Origin of the sequence: Weissella viridescens (assembly GCF_003862435.1) — a bacterium.
Lineage (GTDB): Bacteria > Bacillota > Bacilli > Lactobacillales > Lactobacillaceae > Weissella > Weissella viridescens_A.
Genome location: NZ_RHGY01000001.1, coordinates 239,148 through 258,264, shown reverse-complemented (window position 1 = coordinate 258,264; position 19,117 = coordinate 239,148). Strand labels below are relative to the sequence as shown.

Genomic DNA, 19,117 nt, shown 5'->3' with positions numbered 1-19,117 from the left:
GCATGGTTTCAAATCATGCGACGGGTTAATATAATAGACCTAGATAAGAGCCTACTCATCTATGTCTCCTACGAAAAAATTTGTTTCCCAACAAATTGTTCACATATTTTGAATACGAAAAAGCCTGGCACTTCTTCCCGCCAGGCTTTTTTGTATGCATTTTTATTTAAGCGCTTCTAACATATCCACACGATTAATCTTACGCGCCATTAACCATAGAACGATTAAGGCAAAAATCACAATCATTAACGTTGAAATTGCTAGATTGAGTATTGTAACACCCGGTGCACTCATCGTGTTCTCCGGCATGACCACCGCCATCAAGTAAGCGTGCACGGCATACCCGAAGGCGTACCCTAGCACAATTCCGGCTAGCGTTAGTGCGGCTGTTTCACGATAAATGTACTCAAGAACTTCCTTTGGATAGAATCCAAGTACCTTCAACGTTGAAAGTTCTTTGATTCGCTCCGACACATTAATGTTGGTCAAGGTGTAAAGCACCGTAAAGGCTAGCAATGCCGCGGCGATAATAATCACTAAGACGACTTGGTTCAAACTGTTCAAGACCGTATTAATATCATTACGGATTGAACCAGATTGAATTGACGTTACCGCTGCGTTCTCACGATTCAACTTCACTGCCATATCTTGCATCGCCTTTGTTGATGAATCCTTCAAACGGATCAACGTCGCATTCGCTGTTGGCTTAGTATCGTATATCTTTTGATAGTACGCCTTGTTCATCACAATCGTGTGTCCAGCATACATCTCAGCAATCGCACCAATCTTCACGCGATGGCCTTGACCAGTTGCGTCATCAAGACGAATCGTATCGCCGACCTTCAAGCCCTTAATCTTAGCTAGCTTCTCAGTCACGACCGCTTCGTTATCGTTCAAATGCAAAGCTTTCTTTGTCTTATAATCACGCAATGTGAGGTATGACTTAAATTGCTTGGTATCTTGCGGTACCAACACTTGCACTTGTTGCTTGTCTTGCAAGCCCTTTACGTTCACCTCAGCATTGTCCATGTGGACTTGGGTTTCACCCTTCACGTTCCGATCATCATCAATTGTCTTTTGATAAGTGTTCCGATCCGTAGCACTTGCATCAGGATTGTAAACGCCAGTGACATCATAATGAACCAATTGGTTATATTGCAACGGTACAATCTTATTCAACGAATCGCGAATTCCAAATCCTGTAATCAAGAGGGCGATACTTCCCGCCACTCCAAGAATGGTCATCCACATCCGCATCTTATAACGGAACAAGTTACGTAAGGTCACCTTGTTGAAGAATGACAACTTTGACCATAACCAAGTCCAGCGTTCGAGCAGGATTCGCTTTCCATTAGCCGGAGGCTTAGGCAACATTTGTTCCGCTGCTTGTTCACGCATATCCGCATACGTTGTGTAAACGGCTGGGAAAACAGTACTCAATAATGCTAATCCGTATGACACAATAATTGGCCACCAGGTAATCCCGTATGACACACCGTTCGTGTAGAACGTCGAGCCAAAGGCCTGGAAGATACGGTCAGGCAAGACTGTGAGTCCAACCAATGTTCCCACAATCGTTCCGGCCGTTGCGACCAAAATGCTGTAAACGATGAATTCACGCATCGCTTGCATGTGCGTGTAGCCTAACGCACGGAGCGCTCCAACTTCAGTCCGCTTCACGTCCGCCATGCGTTGCATTGTCACGAAACTCACCATCAACGCCACAGCAAAGAAGAAGATTGGGAACGTGTTTGATAGCTCTGCCACACGATCCGCATCACTACCGAATTCGCTGTATCCACCACTAAAGCCTTGTCGCGTTTGCGCCGTGTACTTGAGTTGTTGGACATTCGCCTTGGCTTGCTTAGCTTCATTCATTTTTGCATCGACTTCAGTTAAAGCAGCTTGTGCCTGCGTAGCCATTGGTGTGCCTTGCGCCGCCTGCACAGCTTGTTGCGCTTCTTGTTGCTTCGCTTGCGCTAAGCTAAGTTGTTGGTCGATGTTTTTTTGCATATCAGCGCGACGATTTGCTGATAAGGTATTTAACTGCTTTTGGAGTTTGTCTGTGTCTTGACGTGCCTGATTCTCATACTTATCTGAATAGGCTGGGCCAGAGACATTGTTATAACTCACTTGCACCACATTCGGTTGCCCAGTGAAGGCTTGATCCGGCAGAACCCCAAACGCGTTAATTTTACCATCAGCCATCACGGTTGAACCCATGTTTTGTTTCTTCATGTATTGGGCTGAACGGACAAAGCCAGTCACCTTGAACGACTTACCTTGCAACGTGCTGAGTTGCTTATCGTGATTGTCAGTCAGCGTAATCGTATCACCAATCTTGTATTGAGCCTTGAGCTGTTCACCCAAGGCAATTTCGTTGGCGTGCTTAGGTAGATGACCTGACCTCACTTCCATCTTGCTCAATTGGTCTGGCTTGGAAATGACTTGCATCGCCATTTGCTTGCCATGAATTTTAGCATCAGCTTGGTAACCGTATTCAGTCCGATCCACATACTTCTGTTGCTTAATCACATCCTGTTCATGCTTGGTGAACCCTTGCGTCCCAGGTGTATTAATTTTTGCATCCGCTAGATTCTGTTGCACATAGTCCTTCCGTACAGCATTCCGCATGTCGGGACTCGTTGCTTTCAATCCGACGAAGACGAAAACCGCCAAGGCAATCAATCCCATAATAGAAAAGAAACGTCCCTTTGAGTCTTTAATCTCACGCCAGATATTTAGATTTAAGATATTTTTCATGGCTTACCACTCCAATTCTTCAATTGGGGTTGGGTTCGCATTGCGTGTATCAGACTTGACCTTACCGTCAAAGATTTCAATGACGTGATCCGCCATTGGCTTGATCATTCCATTGTGTGTCACGATGATGGCGTTCTTACCTGACTTGCGTACGTAATCTTGGAAGACTTGCAACACTTGCTTACCCGTGTGGTAGTCCAAAGCTCCTGTTGGTTCATCGGCCAACAATAGCCCAGGGTTCTTCGCCATGGCACGTGCAATTGACACACGTTGTTGTTCTCCACCAGACATTTGCGCTGGGAAGTTATCCTTACGCTTGTCCAAACCGACTTGGCGGAGCGCTTCCGTTGCATCTAAGGGGTTATCCACCAATTGCGATGCCATTTCAACGTTTTCTTGCGCCGTTAGATTTTCAATCAAGTTATAGAATTGGAACACAAACCCAATTTCCTTACGACGGAACGTTGTGCGTTGGCGTTCATTGTAGTCGGAGATATCAGTGCCATCCACGATAACCTTACCGTGGGTGTTGGAATCCATTCCCCCAAGAATGTTCAACAATGTTGACTTACCAGCACCAGATGCCCCCACGATAATCGTCAATTCACCTTTGTTAATGTCAAAGCTGATATCATCGTTGGCACGGACTTCATTGTCCTGACCCTCGTTATAAATCTTTGAACTATGTTGTACTTCAATATACTTTTCATCTTTCATGTAAAGCAGACCTCCTCGTCGCAATGCGATGCTTTTTTTGTATGCTCATCTTGATTATACCGGGTCGCACGGCTTGGAACAATTAAAATTCGCATTTCGTTAACTTTCCCTAGGTAAAATGAAGTAAAAATCTTGCAATCCATCATCAGATTAGGCATACTGGTCAATGGATTTTTAAAAAATGATAGAAAGCATTTTAATTGAACTCATGAAAAAAGAAATACAAATTGCATTGCTCATGGCAGCCAGTTTATTTATGGAAATTCTTGACGGTACGATTGTCACCACCGCCCTCCCGCAGATGGCCGTCGATTTTTCGGTTAATAGTACTTCGGCTGCGCTTTTAGTCAGTACATACTTAATTACCGTCGCCATCTTCATACCCGTTAGTGGGTGGATGGCGCAACGTTTCGGAAAAAAACGCATTTGGTTGATTGCCGTGGCTGGGTTCACCCTCAGTTCATTGGCATGTGCCATCGCCCCTAGTTTCGTTTTCTTGCTGGGGATGCGCATGGTGCAGGGAATCTCCGGAGCCTTAATGACCCCCACCGCCCGCTTAATTGTGTTGGAAAAAACACCTTCCAAATTATTATTAAAAATGACATCCTATCTGGTTTGGCCAGCCTTGTTGGCGCCAGCCATCGCGCCCTTGATTGGTGGTGTGTTGATTTCGTACCTAAGTTGGCACTGGATCTTCTTGATTAACTTACCGATTGGGGTGATTATTTTTTTCATCGGAATTTACTTGATTCCCACGGATACTATTGAATGGGTGACCCGTTTTGATTGGCTAGGATTCCTCGAAATTGCGCTTAGTAGTGGTTTTCTGCTCACTGGGGCCGAAATCGCTTGTCGCACGCGCCCGGGTGCTTTGCGTTTCGGGACTTTGTTGATTGTCCTTGGCTTAATTGTTTTGGGGATGTTCATCCAGCACATTCGCAATGTGCCTAACCCACTTTTTTCAATCAAAGCCTTAAAGTTCCCGTCTTATCGCATTAGCCAAACCGGTGGATTTATCCTATGGCTATCAGTTGGGGCGATGCCTTACCTCTTAACGTTGTATCTGCAAACTGTTTTTGATTGGAGTGCCGTTAAAGCAGGAAGTTACATCATGTTTATTTTCATTGGTAACATTGCCATTAAGCCTTTCACGACCCCGATTATTAAAGCAATTGGGTATAAGGGAGCTCTGGAAAGTGCGTTCGTCATGGTACTACTAAGTGCAGTGGCCCTAGCTTTCGTGACAGAACAAACTGTTGGTATCGTGATTATGGCATTGGCCTTAATTGCTGGGGTTGGCCGTTCTCTTGCCCTCACGTCATACAACGGCTTGAGCTTTGCGGACGTTGCACCGGTTGATCGGAATAGCGCGAACACGCTCACTGCCGTGACGCAAAGCCTTGCGCAAGGATTGGGCGTTTCACTGATTTCAATTCTGGTGCGGATTCTGCAGAGTTTCATGGCGGAACAAGCAGCTTACGGCTATGCCTTTATTGCCTTGGGCTTATTGATGATCTATCCGATTATTGAAACGGCCCGCTTGCCAAAGAATATTGGTGCAAATACTTTGTAAATGATATAGAAAAAGCCCCTGCAGAATTATCTGGAGGGGGTTTTTGTTTTGACTTAATTTGATGCTGCGATTAATTCTTCATTAATTTTGATTATTAGTATCATAATGACAATTACATATGTGTAGTAATCTTCTATGCTCTCTCCTATATCACCACCATGAGAATAAATATTTCTTAGTCCTCTCGAGTTTTTAAAATAATCTGTCATCATATACTTCAAATAGTCACTTTCGGGTTTTGATAACAACGTAGATTCACTAAAAACTATATCTTCGGTCATCAATTCTTTAATCAATGGTTTAAATTGATTCTCCCACGTATGCATTTCCATTCTTTGTATACCAGCATGATAATTTATAACTTCCTGTTCATATAGTAACTTAAAAATAAGCATTTTCCTAAGTTGCTTTCCCGAAAAATATAAGTATCCCTCACTATCTTCTGAAATAACTTCATTTTCTAATAGAAATTCTATTTCATCCCGTACTTGTGGATAAAACATTTCCAATTTAATATTATTATTTTGATTGATTAAACGTTCAAAATTGTCTTCATTAATTAGATTCCCGTCATCAATATTAACCATTCCTAACCAAGCAGAGCCGAAAAGAAGATTGACAATTTTCGTTCCCTTTTCTTCACAATAAATATATTTATCACTCAATAAGCTTTTTAGTTTCGGATATTCTGGTGTTTGAGTGTAACCAAATAGCTCTTGGTCCACCTCTTTATTTTCAACATAATGATTCCATTCTCTTCGGATTTTTTCCTCCGCATTTGAAAGAGCATACGTCCTTGCATTTACCGGTATGCTTTCATTCCCTAAAAATAGATGTAACCAATCTATCCCAAAATTTTCTTCTGCATATTCCTCAAAAAAATAAGTAATTATTTCCTCAAAATTCGAAAATTTCTTACTTGAGAAAAATTCATCTAATAATTTAAATATTAAATTCATTTGTCTGTTCTTTACTATAAATTCCATCCCATCTTGATAATTATTAATTTCTCTATTACCCACTAGGTTTTCTAAAATGCCTATTTCTTTCTTTGGAAAGCTGCACAATGCGATTATCCAGTTTGCTGTATAAAGCTTGTTTATACCTAATATAAAATTAAATAAATCCTTTTTAGTATGATGATCAGCAACGTAAGAAGTATCAATTAACCATAAATTTTCGTTTTCCTTTTGTGGAGTCGATTTCAATGAAATGCCAATTTCCAACTCATGTGTAATTACAGTCCCGTTCCCATTTTCTATAAATTCTTCCTCTAGTTCACTCTTTCTAGTTGTAGCTTTTCTCCGTTGATTAGCATTAATTCTAAGATTAGAATCATTAATACCATCCTCAATAATTGATAAATAATTAATATTTGGTTTTTCTGATAACAAATACTCATCTATCATTTCTGATAAGTCTTCACGTGCAACAATTAACCGAAGTAAATAAATTTCCTTACCATTCACTTCATTAGCAAAAGCTAGCTCGACATTCTTAAAATCACGCAGAAATAATCTCCTTAGTTCTTCACGATAAATTTTAATAAAACGTTCCACCTTTAGAAAAGAATATAACTTCATTTCATTTTCTATCACCATTTTCTCAAAGTCTGATCCAGAAAACTTTCTTTCAAGATGATATTGAGAAAATAATTGTAGAAAAGCGGTACTAAACTCTGTGGATGTATATCTATCAATCTGCTTATTTTCATAATTTTGGGCAAATTTTTGCCCTATCTCTGATTCATTTTTAAAAAAATAAATCATTGCATTCTGTATATCGTTATTCGTTATAGATCTCAATAATCCTGTAATCTTTGTCTTAATTTTTTTTACAATTTGACCATATTTTTGGTTATTTGAATCGATGTTCTCAAGTAATTCTAATATATTATTTGCTTCTATTGCATCTAAAAAATTGAAGTTGTTTTCTTGATTGTCTAAATTATTTATAATTTCTTGTATTCTTGAACTACTTTCAAAAAGCTTTTCATCATCCGTAGCACGAAATTGATATCTTTCCATTAATTAACCACCCAACTTTAAAACTAACAACTCCATTGAAAAAATTAACCTAAAGCTAATTAAACCACACGTCATTAGTTTTAACCATACTTGTATCGAGTTTAATCCTAGCTAGACTCATACTAAAAAAACAAAAAATGACTGAAACTGTAAATTTTACTGGTTTCAGTCATTTTTATAACTTTTGACTTGGAATACGTATGGTAAACCGACTACCGATTGTGACTTCCTTTTTAATTGAGACTGAGTCACTATTCTTTAACAATACAGAGACCAATTTCAAGAACACTTCTATCATAATTACGCGATGCTGGTACAGTAATCTTTAATTGAATGTTTTGGGGTACATTGATTTGCGTTGCTACTGGTTTTGCCGTTGAGGTCAAAGCTTGTGTGGATTGTGTTGCTACAACACTTGCAGGTGCAATAGTTTGACTTGTACTTGCTGAAACGTCGTTTGTCATCTCTGAATTTATGGATGTGATCGCTGTTGTAATACTTGTTGTAGCGCTTGTCGCTAGAGCAGTACAATCCAAGCTATATGTTTTACTTTAACGTTTTGTGCGGCAGTAGGTGCTGCAACAACATCCGCATGGGCATCGTTTGAAGCGATGTTTACACCTAATCCAACTGATGCTACCAAAATTGAACTGTTGACCCATGCCTTACCTGATTTGTACATTCTAAAGTTTTTAACTGTTTCCATGATTTATACCTCCTATCGCTATCTGATTAACAAGTCTTATCTTCAGGCGGAGTCATTAATCACAAATAAGTTAGTCCTTAATTAAGTATTAAGTCATCATTATTTAAGTCTTAGTTGTCCAGGAAAGTTGATTAAATGGGCAAAAGAAAAGCCCCATTCGCTAGATTGCTCTAACAAATAGGCCCAAATGAACTAATGCTTATGAATTAATTCATTGTAGGTTATGTTATTTATCATAGTCTTCTGGTGAGTCATACCAAGTATCAATTCAACGTACCATAATCCGATAACGTTACATTATAATTTGTAGGCTCATATTTAGAAAAATGCGTGTCTAGTATTTCTTTAATTGAGTCATTTTTTTGAAATCCACCAATAATTTCAATTTGAACATCATCTTCAGAGCCAACGTTTGTTACTCGCGCAATCCGATATTGTTCCCCAATTTCCCCTGCCCTTTTTAATTCATTTTTTGTTATATAGAAATCTGTGCGATCACTATTGGATCCCTTTACCTCGACATATACTGGTTCATAACTCCCATTTTCCATCTTTTCATATGCTCTCACATCGTAACCAATGCCATGCCCAGCATTTTTACCAGATCCCAATGAGACTCTTTCAACTAGTTCAGCTTGTTTGTCAGGTAATTGGTCTTTATAGTGATTTACAACTAATTCTTCTGCAGCATCTCCAGTTTTTTTATTTGATTCATCACTCATTAAACGTTGCTCTTCAGATATTCCGGTAACATTTAGTGAAATATCTGTTTCTATTTCAACCACACTTTCATTTACCACTTCATTCAGCCTATCATTTTCAGCGATGTTGGCATCAATTATTTCGCCCCATTTATCTGGACATGGTGACAAGTATCTTTGAACCCCACTTCCATCAGCTTTGAAAGCTGAATACTTTTCTGGCCGATCTGGTAATAACTCATTCCAAATATCTTTCACGTTGATTGGTACACTCAAGGCTTGAGTGATCAACTTAACAAACCATCCCTCCTGATTCCAAAGTTCTTGGTTACCATCCAGATCAATTGGTTTATTTCGACTTAGAGCTGGCGTCTCGACGAGACTTTTAGCCATAATTCTTCCATTAACTACATGATATACGATATCGCCAGGATTTAATTCCGTCATTAAATCATATGAATAATTGGTTTTACCATCTTTTTGTAGTTTTGGAGACCACAATCCACTCATCTCCAATTCTTTCTTATAACTTTTATTTTGAGAAACAATGTATTTATTCATAAACTTCCCACCTCATTAATTATGCTTTTTTTCATAATAAACAAAGGATACCATACACTATCATTATAAAAAAAGGGTATCGATGCATAACACATCAATGCCCTTTTATGTTATTTATCATAATCTTCTGGTGAGTCATACCAAGTATCAACTGTATCCGGGATACCTTCACCTTGCATATTATGCCAAGCAAAGTCGTCATACCACAAGCTAGACTTACCTTCATCTAAATTATTGACTGTCTCAACTTCTGCATCAGTCAATTCAAAATCAAAGACATCGGCGTTCTGTTGAATACGTTCAAGATGTGATGATTTTGGAATCGTAATGATGTTGCGTTGCAAGTCCCAACGAATGATGACTTGCGCCACACTCTTGTTATGTGCGTCCGCAATCTTTTGAAGTGTCGGATTATCTAACACTTCACCACCACCCAAAGGCGACCAAGCTTCAATTTGGATACCTGCGTGTTGTGCAAACTTCAAAACATCCTTTTGTTGTTGCAAAGGATGGAACTCCATTTGGTTAACTACTGGCGTAATGTCGGCATGGTCTAAGAGATTTTGCATATGCTCAACATCAAAGTTTGAAATACCAATGGCGCGAACCTTACCTTGGCGATAAAGTTGCTCCATTGCTTTCCAAGTATCGATGTACTTTCCATCAACTGGCCAGCGAATTAATAAGAGGTCAATGTATGTCAATTGTAGACGCTTCAAGCTACCATTAATGGCATCTAAAGTGCTTTGATAACCTTGATCACCGTTAAAAACTTTCGTCGTTACAAACAAATCCTTACGATTCAAGCCTGACTTTTCAAGTCCTTCACGAATACCTTCACCAACACCAGTCTCATTTCCATACTGCTTCGCCGTATCAATCATACGGTAACCATGTTGGATGGCTTCACTAACTGATTGCTTAGCACTGGCGTTATCTGTTTTCCAAACACCAAGTCCTAAACGCGGCATTTCGACACCGTTGTTTAAATGCTCTGTTGTTGCTAGATTTTGTTCTGACATGTTTTTTCCTCCTAAAAATTATTGTCTACCCTCATTAATTTTACACCTTTTTCAGGTTATCAATCATTTATTTAATATCCAATGTATCCATCACATATTGTCTTAGTTTTTCATTATGCCAAAAACCAATTCTTACACCATCCACACCACGTGTAAGTAAAACATAATAAATGTTCAAGACAAACAGAGTAAACTCATCCTGCTTTTCGACTTCCTTCATTTCTTCTTGTTTAAAAGTGCCATTAACATTATAAAAATGATCTGGATCAGCCTTCAACTTTCCCTCATCTGTTATCGAAAGATCCTCTCCCATCAATACCCCTACACAATTAAGATCAATACCCTGCACAGCAAAAACTGATCCTATTTGCGCATCTGCATCTTCTTCTTTCGAATTAATCCAATTTACTTGTGTTGAATTCCATCTGCGTTGTATCTCATCTTCAAACCAATGCATCTTTTTAGGATCTTTGCCATCTTTCTGTTTCCATGGCTCAACAAGCCCCCCCAGTACACGATCAATATGATTTGGATTTTCAATCATGTCTTCATCAATCCAATCGAACAACTCATGTAATGGCTTATTTCCAACAACTCCAAAATAATCATCCTGACTCGAACCATGGAAGACCCCTCGATCAAAATCTCTATTAAAACTAGTATATTTTAAAAGCCCCGTATCTTTATATAAAAGAAACTTAATTCCATTAACATAGTCATCGGAGGAATAATTTCCGTTATCCCCTATGCTAATTCTCAATTGAGTTTTTAAATAGAAATGTTTATATCCACTTGTGAGGTTTAAAAACGAAACTCTTTCAATATTAGCAGGACGTATGGCCTGTAATACATCATAGAAAAATATCTTCTGACCCCCTATATTTTCTAAAATTTCTAGATGATTATTTTTATTTTCGAACTCCCCCTTATAAACAGAATTAAATGATGGATGTTGCTTTCCAAAACGTCTTGATGTTTTATGCGCCTCATCGACAATAATTACATCGAATTTTTTATGATTTTCTTCATAATCTGTAATCAACTTTGTTGATGTTGTGATTACTAAATTATCTTCAGCTATTCCGTAAATTCTAAAAATATTCTTTGCAGTCTGCTCCCAATTTGGCTGAACAACTACTGCCACTCTTATATCTCTATCATTCTCTAACAGCGCAGCAACCAGGTGTGTCAACAGGACTGTTTTACCAGTTCCAGCATCACCATTTACAACATAATTCTGGTTTACATTATGCAAAATTTCATTCATTATGTCTGATTGTTGTTGCGTTAAAATTTTATAGGGACTGTACGTTACTAACGCATTCTCTTTGAGGATATCAATACTGTCGTTATCAACCCATCCACGTTTGAAAAGTTCCTCTTTCCAAAATGGGACAATTATTTTGCCATCAGTATCGATTCGATTCTTATAGCTATTTACAGTAACTCCCGAATTGGCATTTTCAATAGTATGCTCTGAGAAATTGACTTTCTCAGCTTTGGAGTTCTCAATATCTGCTTTTAAGTATGTGATTAATTTCGACTCAATATCTAAAATCATAGATAAATCAGCTCCTTTAGGAACTAAAACAAGGACATCGTCATAGTTCGATACAACAAATCTTTTCTCAGAGCCACTGAAATGCTGTTTATTTCTATTTATGAAATCACTAGTTTGCCCAACATACATTTTTCCAGTTATGGAACTATGATAAACGTAAACTGAATTAACCCTTTTTAGAACCTCTTCTTGCTTTTCTGTAGTTTGAAGTTGGCCATTAATTATACTTAAGTCGTAAACTTTGTAGTCCATCCACGTCTCCTTTAATTTTCACAGTCACCTATATTTTACCACATTGATTTTTCATACTTTCATCAACAAATGTTTGATTTTTTCTTCTCAAAACAACAGAGCTATATCTCTATAGCCCTGTTGTTTTCATTATTTATTTTTCATTAAATCGACGAACACGCGTCTTTCCATAAATAACTGTCACAATCAACGCAATGAAGAATGCAACACCAATACCAACGAAGTAGTCCAACCACTTGCTTGGGGCAATGGCGACGAATCCAAGAATACTCATGGGTCCCATTGAGATGGACATCATATGGAAGATTCCCATGACAACACCACCAACTCCGGCAGCGCCTAAGGCTATAAAAAATGGGAACTTGTACTTCAAATTCACCCCAAACATAGCGGGCTCAGTGATACCTAGTAGCGCTGACGTACCAGCAGATGATGAAACAGCCCGCAAATCCTTGTTTCCTTTACTTAATAAGAAAACACCAAAGGCTGATCCAGCTTGTGCCAAATTAGAAACAGCTGCGATTGGGAAAATGAAATCTCCACCAGTTTTTGCAATATTTGTCAGTAACTGCGTCTCTATTGCAGGGAAGGTTTGGTGAAGTCCCGTGATGACAATTGGTGCATACAAGGCCCCAAAGATTCCGTACCCAACTGCGCCAGTCGTTGTAACCAACCATACCAATGCATCCGTGAAGCCATTTGAGGCAACACGCAAGACTGGTCCAACAATCATAAAGGTAACAAATCCTGTAAGGACTAGGGCAAGCATTGGCGTGAACGTTGCATCAAGCGCGCCCTTCAAATGCTTGTGGAAGAATTTCTCCAACGTTGCGAGAATGAATGCCACACCGATAATTGGCAGTACCTGACCTTGATAACCTGATTGTGCCACCTGAACGCCTAGGATGTCCCAGGTTGGCATATGTCCCGAAGATACTACTTCGGCTACCTTATCACCTGGAACGAGCTGAGGCATGACGAGAATCGCTCCTGCGACAGCCCCCAGAATTTCATTTCCACCAAATCGCTTCGTTGCCGTAAACCCAATTAGGATTGGCAAGAACATAAACGGTGCCGCTGACATCAACGCAATCATTTCTGAAATCCCCTTGATTTGCGGGAACATTTCAACTAATGGTTGTGGTCCGAAGATTCCGGCTTGCGTTAAAATGTTGTCCAGCGCCATTAACAATCCACCAGCAACAAGCGCCGGAACCAATGGTACGAAAATATCAGAGAGCACATTTACCAATTTCATAATTGGATTCTTTTGGTGCATCTCTGTTGTGATATCTTCTAATTCTGCAGGCGTTACTGATCTAGTCCCCGTTAATTCAACGAGTTCATTAACCACCTGTGTACAATTTTTATTTTCAAGAATGATATGCAAATATTCATCTGTCATATCTGCATTTACAACGCCAGGGATTTGATCCACCGTTTGTACATTAACTTGTTGGGCGTCTTTTACGACAATTCTTAATTCTTGTTGAACAAGCGTCAGCGCAACCACTTGCGCCGGCTGAATCGCAGCCGCAATTTGTTGGGCTGTGTTTTGATATCTCATACTTCCCCCTACGGTAATTTTTTATTTTATCAAATGTTACCATTTATCTAATACCATTACCATAATAAAAAGGCGTGACTTGTATGTAAGTTACGCCTTTTCTGGTTATTTATTCTGCTTTTCAATATTGTTTTTAATCCAGACTAGGTCACCATCATTATCCAAAAATTCATGTTTCCATCGAATTTTAACATCAGGTTCTGTACCAACTCCGTCTAATCGCATCCCTGAATCAATCAACTTTGAACGAGTAGTTGGATACCAAACTCTAAAGTCATCATAGTGTTGTGGTGCCATGTGCTCATAATCAATTGTCCCACGCGTATTCCGTCCAACAACGGTCACTTTTTCAAAAGACTTAGCAACGATGACAAAGTCTTCTCCAGCTGATCCAGTTCTTGAATCACTGAGTACATAGATATGCTTTAAATGTCCCTCTGGTTGAAGTTGGTGCTTAATTTCCGCCGAATCCATGCCTTCATATTGACTCGCATGTTTTTCATCTTGCCATTGATATAAAGCTTCTTGATAAACCTGATTTAAAATAACACTATGTCGACTATTTTTTGAACGCTCTAGCTCACTCAAACGATTAATTTTGTTCCGTTGCGTCCAGCGAATCTTATACCCAAAATCTTTTGGATAATGGTCAATCAACGGCTCAGTCTTATCAACAAAATAATTTAGTAAGTTCCAATAAGATAGACGTTCACCACCCAGGTTTTTACGGACATCGACAATAAGATAATCCAGATTACTCAATGCTTCATTCTGTTCATTGAGTAATTTATTCATATCCTTTGGATTATAGAAGTCAGTCAACTTTATATAACCTGTGTTATCGGAAATCTTCTTGAATGAGTGTTCTGGAATGTAGCTACGATTGTATCGCTTCAGCTCAATTTTCTGCTCATTTGCTAACGTAATGGTAGTTGCCCGCTTTAATAACCAATCCCAATGCTGACGGTACGTTACATTGTCTAACTGTTCGGCATATTTGGCCCCAACTTCAGCGACTGTTTCATCATCAAGATGCGTGATTTCATCACCTAATTGCAAGCGGGTTTCATCTACAATATCTGCAACGTACAGACTATCCCCATCACGACGTGCTGAAAACCCAAGTGAATGGTTCAACGCATCATCGGACGTTGAAGAAACGTGTCCATCATTGAAATCACGTAAATAATCTTCAACTAAGTTATGAAAATCAATACTGCTCATATCCTCATCAACCTTTGATAGATATGGATCAGCATCCACCTGAATATCCTGATAACCCGCATAATCATGCGTCATCAAATCAATGATGTCTTTAAATGTTTGTTGTTTGTTCATCAATGATTCACCCTGAGAAATCACTTGATTCATCTTCTAAATTAGTTCTCCGGGCAGAATAAATATTATCAAGTTCCGCATTAAATCTAGCTACATTATCCTTAAAATCTAATAGTTTTGCATATATTTGGCGCATTACAATTTTACTAATTGGATTCCTAATCTCTTCAATTAATAATTCATCCTCACTTGGAAGATCTTTTACATTCTCATATAAACGATTGGCTAAATTAAGCAATTCGTTATTATCTATTTGAAGTATATCTTGATATTCATTTTCTGAATTTAAAAATAATCCCTTATTATTATCTTCTGATTTTTTTAAGATTTTCATATAGTATTCCCTTCTCGTCCCAGTGCTCATTTCCGGACTCCATTAGTTCAATTAAATTATCATATAGGCTCTCTGTAACACCCGTATTAATATTCATCACTTCCCCAGTTTCAAACCATCCACTGAATATATTATATTCTTTATTTAAAAGCTTAGTAATGTAGATATAGTTCGGGTGCATTAATGCACCTACCGAGCTACTGTGTGTTATTACAAAAACAGTTGCATGTTGAGATATTTGATTAATCATTGGCAGCAATTGATTGGTAAGGAAAGGATTATCAAAAGACGCCTCAGGTTCATCAATTAAAACGAGTTCATAGTTGTGTGCATCCTCCAACCTATTCAAAAGTGCATATTCCGCTCTTTCGCCTCCAGATGCCATCTGCTTATTTTGATTTAACAATTCATACTCTACTTTGAGAAAATACTGCCAAATCTTTGCCTTAGAAAAGAAATTTTTATTGCTGATTGCTTCTAAAAAGTCCCAATATTTTTTATTAAGATAATAATTTGTAAATTCTTCTTGCACAGACTCATTTCTGCCCATTTGCTCTAAAAATTCACTTGCACTTTCAAATGGTCTTGCCGAAATTTTCAACGTGAAATAGTTTCCAACTTTAACTTTATAAATTTCATGGGGTCTCACAACCTCATTTTTCAAATATTCATCCAGTAATGCTATTCTCTTAGAATGTCCAAACCAACCTAACAAATTAAAGTTATCAGGATCAGGTATCGTTTGGGATGAAACTTTATCTAGTTCGTTTCTTACGGAGCGTCTGATATCATCAGCTATTTTAGAAATTTCTCTTTGTTTAGTATGCATTCTCCTCTCAGCTCTAAATACATTAGTCAACTCTTCTAAATCAGTTTCATCTATGTAGTTAGAAATTATATTTTTATACGTTTCATTTTTTACTTTTAGCAGCTGATTAAGTGAATCCACTATCCCCTTCAATCCAACAGGAATCTTATGAGAAATTTCTGGAGATGAAAATAAAGGAACTTTCGAAGCTTCATCAGTCTCATTACTTTGCAGCGCAAATTCTTTAATTGACTGTAAATAATTTATTGATTGACCTGGTGTACTTTTGTCTGCTAACAATTTGAACGCTTCACTAAAAACAGGTTTGTATTTATCCATGAACTCTTCAGTGATCTTCTGATTACTATTTTTCAAACCGTCATAAAACTCTTTCTCAGTACTATCTTTAACAAGTTCACCTTGCTTTATATATAAAATCTTATTAGAATTGCTTTTCTTTAAATCATTTATAAAGTGGGTTTTTCCTGAACCCCGTTTCCCAATAATTAAATTTTCACTGTCTGATCCAGAAATAACCTTCCCGTGCACCATAAATTGTGCTTCATTTATTCGGTTACTTGGATTTTTCACTATAGAAACATTCTTTTTATTAAGTAACGCCAATTTCAAGATAGGAATTTCAAGTGAACTACTTTTTATATATGTTGTCTTAACTAATGAATAATCATTTTTATCATTATAATCCGTTGCATGAAGATCTCCAAAGAGAACAGGTGTTAATCCTTCACTTAATTTTTTTTGCTTATTAAATGCTTTAGCACTTCCCATATCACCAGCAATGAACTTTTCTTGAAGTGGACTATTTTCACTATCTGAAGTATATTTTTTTGATTTTGCCGAATCAGGAATTAAAATAAACTCCTTCCATCTTGGTATCGCTTCAATAAAATCTTCCTCTGCTGGTAATCCGCCTTTTAAATTTTTTATTTGTTTAAGTTTAACTAATCCTTCTGACAAATATTCTGCATCTTCCGGGTCAGCAATAACTAATAAATGACCACCTTTTAATTTCACCTCTGCACCAGGAAAAACTTTAATACCACTTCCCAATTCTTCAACAATTTCATTATAATTTTCGAGATCTAAAAAATCATGATTTGTAATCGCGATTCCATCTAAATTCAATGTCTCGACATATTTTTTTAGCCAATTCATGCTAAATGAAAAATCTCTATCTAATTCTTCACTCGGTAAGGTGTGTAGATGAAAATCTACTTGATATATATTCTGATTCATATCATTAAACTCCATTTTTATCGTATTTATAACATACATTACACCATATTTTTTTCTTTATATCCACAAAAAAACGACACGACTCATGCGAGTCATGTCGTTTTTGATTTGAATAGGTTGTGCCAATTCTGGCAACGAAAATAAATAAATATTAACGCTTTGAGAATTGTGAAGCCTTACGGGCCTTCTTCAAACCTGGCTTCTTACGTTCCTTCATACGAGGGTCACGTGTAAGCAAACCAGCTGACTTCAATGCAGGACGGAAGTCAGGGTCAACAGTCAATAGGGCACGGGCGATACCGTGACGGATTGCACCGGCTTGACCAGAGAAACCACCACCGTTAACGTTAACCTTAACATCGTATTGTCCCAATGTTTCAGTAGCGTTGAATGGTTGAACCATAACCTCACGCAAGTTAGCGAAAGGAATGTATTCTTCAGCAGGACGATCGTTAACAGTAATTGTTCCGTTACCAGGTACAAGGCGTACACGGGCTACAGAGTTCTTACGACGACCAGTTCCGTAATATTGTACGTTAGCCATAATAAACTATTCTCCTTTCGTTAATTAGATAAGATCGTTGATGTTCAACAATTCAGGTTGTTGTGCAGCGTGTGTGTGTTCTTCACCAGCAAACACGTGCAACTTCAAACCTTGTGCGCGTCCCAAAGTGTTCTTTGGCAACATTCCTTGAACTGAAAGTTCAATCAAACGTTGTGGGTTCTTTTCACGCAAATCTCCAGCTTGACGTTCCTTCAATCCACCAGGATGGTTCGTGTGGTGGTAGTAGATCTTGTCAGTAGCTTTCTTACCAGTAAGGGCAACCTTACCAGCATTAATGATAATTACGTTGTCACCAGTGTCTACGTTAGGTGTGTAAGTTGGCTTGTTCTTACCGCGCAAGATTGATGCTGCTACGGTTGACAAACGACCCAAAGGTACATCAGTTGCGTCTAAGATGTACCACTTGCGATCGATCTCATTAGGCTTTGCCATATAAGTTGTACGCATGGAAAATTTCCTCCAATATTCTGTTTGTTTACTTTACCAAATAATTAAAATCGTCGTACCAGGACATTCCCAATTGTGGTTGGTAAACAATACCGTTTTACATATTACCCTTATTTGCGTAAGTAGTCAATGTAAAAGCCACAATTTGTCCTGAATTCATGAATTCTTAATACTCCACTGACATCAAGTACAAGCCTTGTGCCGGAGCAGTGAAACGCGCCTGTTGTCGATCCTTTGCTTCAAGCAAACGTGGAATGTCATCCACGGGCCGGGAACCATTCCCAATCTCCAACAATACGCCCACCATAATTCGAATTTGATTGTATAAGAAGCCATTTCCGGTGAATTCAAACCAAATCTCGTCGTCTTCCGGTTTCTCAATCATTGTAGCAGAGTATACCGTCCGAACGGTAGTCTTTTGTTGAAAACCTGAGGCAACGAAACTTAACCAGTCATGCTCACCGACATAATCGCCAATGGCTTGTTGCATCAAACTTGGATCCAATTTGCGGCCCCAATGCCCAGTGTAGTTCCGTTTGAACGGGTCAACATATTGCGTTGTCGACAAACGATAGCGATACGTTTTATCGTGGGCATTGAATTGCGCATGAAAATCATCATCCACAATTTCGACCTTTTTTATGCCAATGTCGTAAGGCAAAATCGTTGAAAGTCCTTTACGGACATTATCCGCGGGAATATCGAACGGTAGGTCAAAGTTAGCGACCTGCCCCTGCGCATGCACGCGGGCATCTGTTCGGCCAGACCCCTGCACGCGAATTGGTTCCGCCGGATTCTTCGCCATCGTGTTGACGGCCTTTTCAAGCTCTAATTGCACGGTCCGCTTTCCCGGCTGTACTTGCCAGCCGAAGAACTCCGTTCCGTCATAGGCAATGGTTGCTTTGTAACGTGGCATCC

Annotated in this window: 16 protein-coding genes; 1 reads left to right on the top strand and 15 read right to left on the bottom strand. The window is 38.7% G+C overall.

Translation table 11 applies throughout. The features are described from left to right. Positions 1-162 precede the first annotated feature (162 nt). Together D3P96_RS01350 and D3P96_RS01345 are read right to left on the bottom strand one after the other, a co-directional pair. Positions 163-2,763 carry an ABC transporter permease gene (locus D3P96_RS01350; protein WP_124942605.1) on the bottom strand — a complete coding sequence of 867 codons (2,601 nt, stop codon included), beginning with the start codon at positions 2,761-2,763 and terminating at the stop codon, positions 163-165. A 3-nt stretch (positions 2,764-2,766) separates the two neighbouring features. After that, positions 2,767-3,480 carry an ABC transporter ATP-binding protein gene (locus D3P96_RS01345; protein WP_124942604.1) on the bottom strand — a complete coding sequence of 238 codons (714 nt, stop codon included), beginning with the start codon at positions 3,478-3,480 and terminating at the stop codon, positions 2,767-2,769. Between the two features lie 181 nt (positions 3,481-3,661). Between D3P96_RS01345 and D3P96_RS01340 the strand changes: the two genes are divergently transcribed. Beyond that, positions 3,662-5,053 (top strand): MFS transporter, encoded by a 1,392-nt coding sequence (locus D3P96_RS01340; protein ID WP_244919044.1) that lies wholly within the window; start codon positions 3,662-3,664, stop codon positions 5,051-5,053. 53 nt (positions 5,054-5,106) lie between these two features. Here the strand turns inward: D3P96_RS01340 and D3P96_RS01335 are convergent, their stop codons facing one another. The 13 genes from D3P96_RS01335 to truA all read right to left on the bottom strand — a co-directional run bounded on the left by D3P96_RS01335 (position 5,107) and on the right by truA (position 19,115). Then, the gene (locus D3P96_RS01335) at positions 5,107-7,080 is read right to left on the bottom strand and encodes a hypothetical protein (RefSeq protein WP_124942603.1); all 1,974 of its coding nucleotides are present in this window, start codon (positions 7,078-7,080) and stop codon (positions 5,107-5,109) included. 251 nt (positions 7,081-7,331) lie between these two features. Continuing rightward, entirely contained in the window at positions 7,332-7,544 is a 213-nt protein-coding gene (locus D3P96_RS01330) for a hypothetical protein (protein WP_124942602.1), read from the bottom strand. Between the two features lie 53 nt (positions 7,545-7,597). Beyond that, the gene (locus D3P96_RS01325) at positions 7,598-7,786 is read right to left on the bottom strand and encodes a KxYKxGKxW signal peptide domain-containing protein (protein ID WP_124942601.1); all 189 of its coding nucleotides are present in this window, start codon (positions 7,784-7,786) and stop codon (positions 7,598-7,600) included. A gap of 263 nt (positions 7,787-8,049) precedes the next feature. Then, a complete protein-coding gene (locus D3P96_RS01320) occupies positions 8,050-9,048 on the bottom strand; it encodes a DUF3883 domain-containing protein (protein WP_124942600.1) in 999 nt (332 codons plus the stop codon). A gap of 110 nt (positions 9,049-9,158) precedes the next feature. Beyond that, positions 9,159-10,070 (bottom strand): aldo/keto reductase, encoded by a 912-nt coding sequence (locus tag D3P96_RS01315; RefSeq protein WP_124942599.1) that lies wholly within the window; start codon positions 10,068-10,070, stop codon positions 9,159-9,161. A gap of 67 nt (positions 10,071-10,137) precedes the next feature. Continuing rightward, positions 10,138-11,883, bottom strand: coding sequence for a DNA/RNA helicase domain-containing protein (locus D3P96_RS01310; protein ID WP_124942598.1), 1,746 nt, complete (start codon positions 11,881-11,883; stop codon positions 10,138-10,140). Between the two features lie 133 nt (positions 11,884-12,016). Continuing rightward, positions 12,017-13,450: a PTS transporter subunit EIIC gene (locus D3P96_RS01305; RefSeq protein WP_124942597.1), complete on the bottom strand. Its 1,434-nt coding sequence runs from the start codon at positions 13,448-13,450 to the stop codon at positions 12,017-12,019. A 105-nt stretch (positions 13,451-13,555) separates the two neighbouring features. Further along, positions 13,556-14,821, bottom strand: a complete 1,266-nt coding sequence (locus D3P96_RS01300; RefSeq protein WP_124942596.1) for a S41 family peptidase — start codon at positions 14,819-14,821, stop codon at positions 13,556-13,558. Next, positions 14,796-15,122, bottom strand: coding sequence for a hypothetical protein (locus D3P96_RS01295; RefSeq protein WP_124942595.1), 327 nt, complete (start codon positions 15,120-15,122; stop codon positions 14,796-14,798). The genes D3P96_RS01300 and D3P96_RS01295 overlap by 26 nt, the downstream gene beginning before the upstream one ends. Further along, positions 15,094-17,187, bottom strand: coding sequence for a PHP domain-containing protein (locus tag D3P96_RS01290; protein WP_124942594.1), 2,094 nt, complete (start codon positions 17,185-17,187; stop codon positions 15,094-15,096). Before D3P96_RS01290 ends, D3P96_RS01295 begins: the two co-directional genes overlap by 29 nt. 151 nt (positions 17,188-17,338) lie before the next feature. Then, entirely contained in the window at positions 17,339-17,731 is a 393-nt protein-coding gene (rpsI, locus tag D3P96_RS01285) for a 30S ribosomal protein S9 (protein WP_057745311.1), read from the bottom strand. A gap of 24 nt (positions 17,732-17,755) precedes the next feature. Continuing rightward, a complete protein-coding gene (gene rplM, locus D3P96_RS01280) occupies positions 17,756-18,199 on the bottom strand; it encodes a 50S ribosomal protein L13 (protein ID WP_057745308.1) in 444 nt (147 codons plus the stop codon). Positions 18,200-18,365: 166 nt separating this feature from the next. Continuing rightward, positions 18,366-19,115 carry a tRNA pseudouridine(38-40) synthase TruA gene (gene truA, locus D3P96_RS01275; protein WP_057745305.1) on the bottom strand — a complete coding sequence of 250 codons (750 nt, stop codon included), beginning with the start codon at positions 19,113-19,115 and terminating at the stop codon, positions 18,366-18,368. Between the last annotated feature and the right edge of the window lie 2 nt (positions 19,116-19,117).

Excerpts from the sequence above, each read along its gene's own strand:
- D3P96_RS01320 (WP_124942600.1), bottom strand. The coding sequence starts at position 9,048 with ATGAATAAATACATTGTTTCTCAAAATAAAAGTTATAAGAAAGAATTG.
- D3P96_RS01330 (WP_124942602.1), bottom strand. The coding sequence starts at position 7,544 with ATGACAAACGACGTTTCAGCAAGTACAAGTCAAACTATTGCACCTGCA.
- D3P96_RS01310 (WP_124942598.1), bottom strand. The coding sequence starts at position 11,883 with ATGGACTACAAAGTTTACGACTTAAGTATAATTAATGGCCAACTTCAA.
- D3P96_RS01345 (WP_124942604.1), bottom strand. The coding sequence starts at position 3,480 with ATGAAAGATGAAAAGTATATTGAAGTACAACATAGTTCAAAGATTTAT.
- D3P96_RS01305 (WP_124942597.1), bottom strand. The coding sequence starts at position 13,450 with ATGAGATATCAAAACACAGCCCAACAAATTGCGGCTGCGATTCAGCCG.
- D3P96_RS01300 (WP_124942596.1), bottom strand. The coding sequence starts at position 14,821 with ATGAATCAAGTGATTTCTCAGGGTGAATCATTGATGAACAAACAACAA.
- D3P96_RS01290 (WP_124942594.1), bottom strand. The coding sequence starts at position 17,187 with ATGAATCAGAATATATATCAAGTAGATTTTCATCTACACACCTTACCG.
- D3P96_RS01295 (WP_124942595.1), bottom strand. The coding sequence starts at position 15,122 with ATGAAAATCTTAAAAAAATCAGAAGATAATAATAAGGGATTATTTTTA.
- D3P96_RS01325 (WP_124942601.1), bottom strand. The coding sequence starts at position 7,786 with ATGGAAACAGTTAAAAACTTTAGAATGTACAAATCAGGTAAGGCATGG.
- rpsI (WP_057745311.1), bottom strand. The coding sequence starts at position 17,731 with ATGGCTAACGTACAATATTACGGAACTGGTCGTCGTAAGAACTCTGTA.
- D3P96_RS01340 (WP_244919044.1), top strand. The coding sequence starts at position 3,662 with ATGATAGAAAGCATTTTAATTGAACTCATGAAAAAAGAAATACAAATT.
- truA (WP_057745305.1), bottom strand. The coding sequence starts at position 19,115 with ATGCCACGTTACAAAGCAACCATTGCCTATGACGGAACGGAGTTCTTC.
- D3P96_RS01315 (WP_124942599.1), bottom strand. The coding sequence starts at position 10,070 with ATGTCAGAACAAAATCTAGCAACAACAGAGCATTTAAACAACGGTGTC.
- rplM (WP_057745308.1), bottom strand. The coding sequence starts at position 18,199 with ATGCGTACAACTTATATGGCAAAGCCTAATGAGATCGATCGCAAGTGG.
- D3P96_RS01350 (WP_124942605.1), bottom strand. The coding sequence starts at position 2,763 with ATGAAAAATATCTTAAATCTAAATATCTGGCGTGAGATTAAAGACTCA.
- D3P96_RS01335 (WP_124942603.1), bottom strand. The coding sequence starts at position 7,080 with ATGGAAAGATATCAATTTCGTGCTACGGATGATGAAAAGCTTTTTGAA.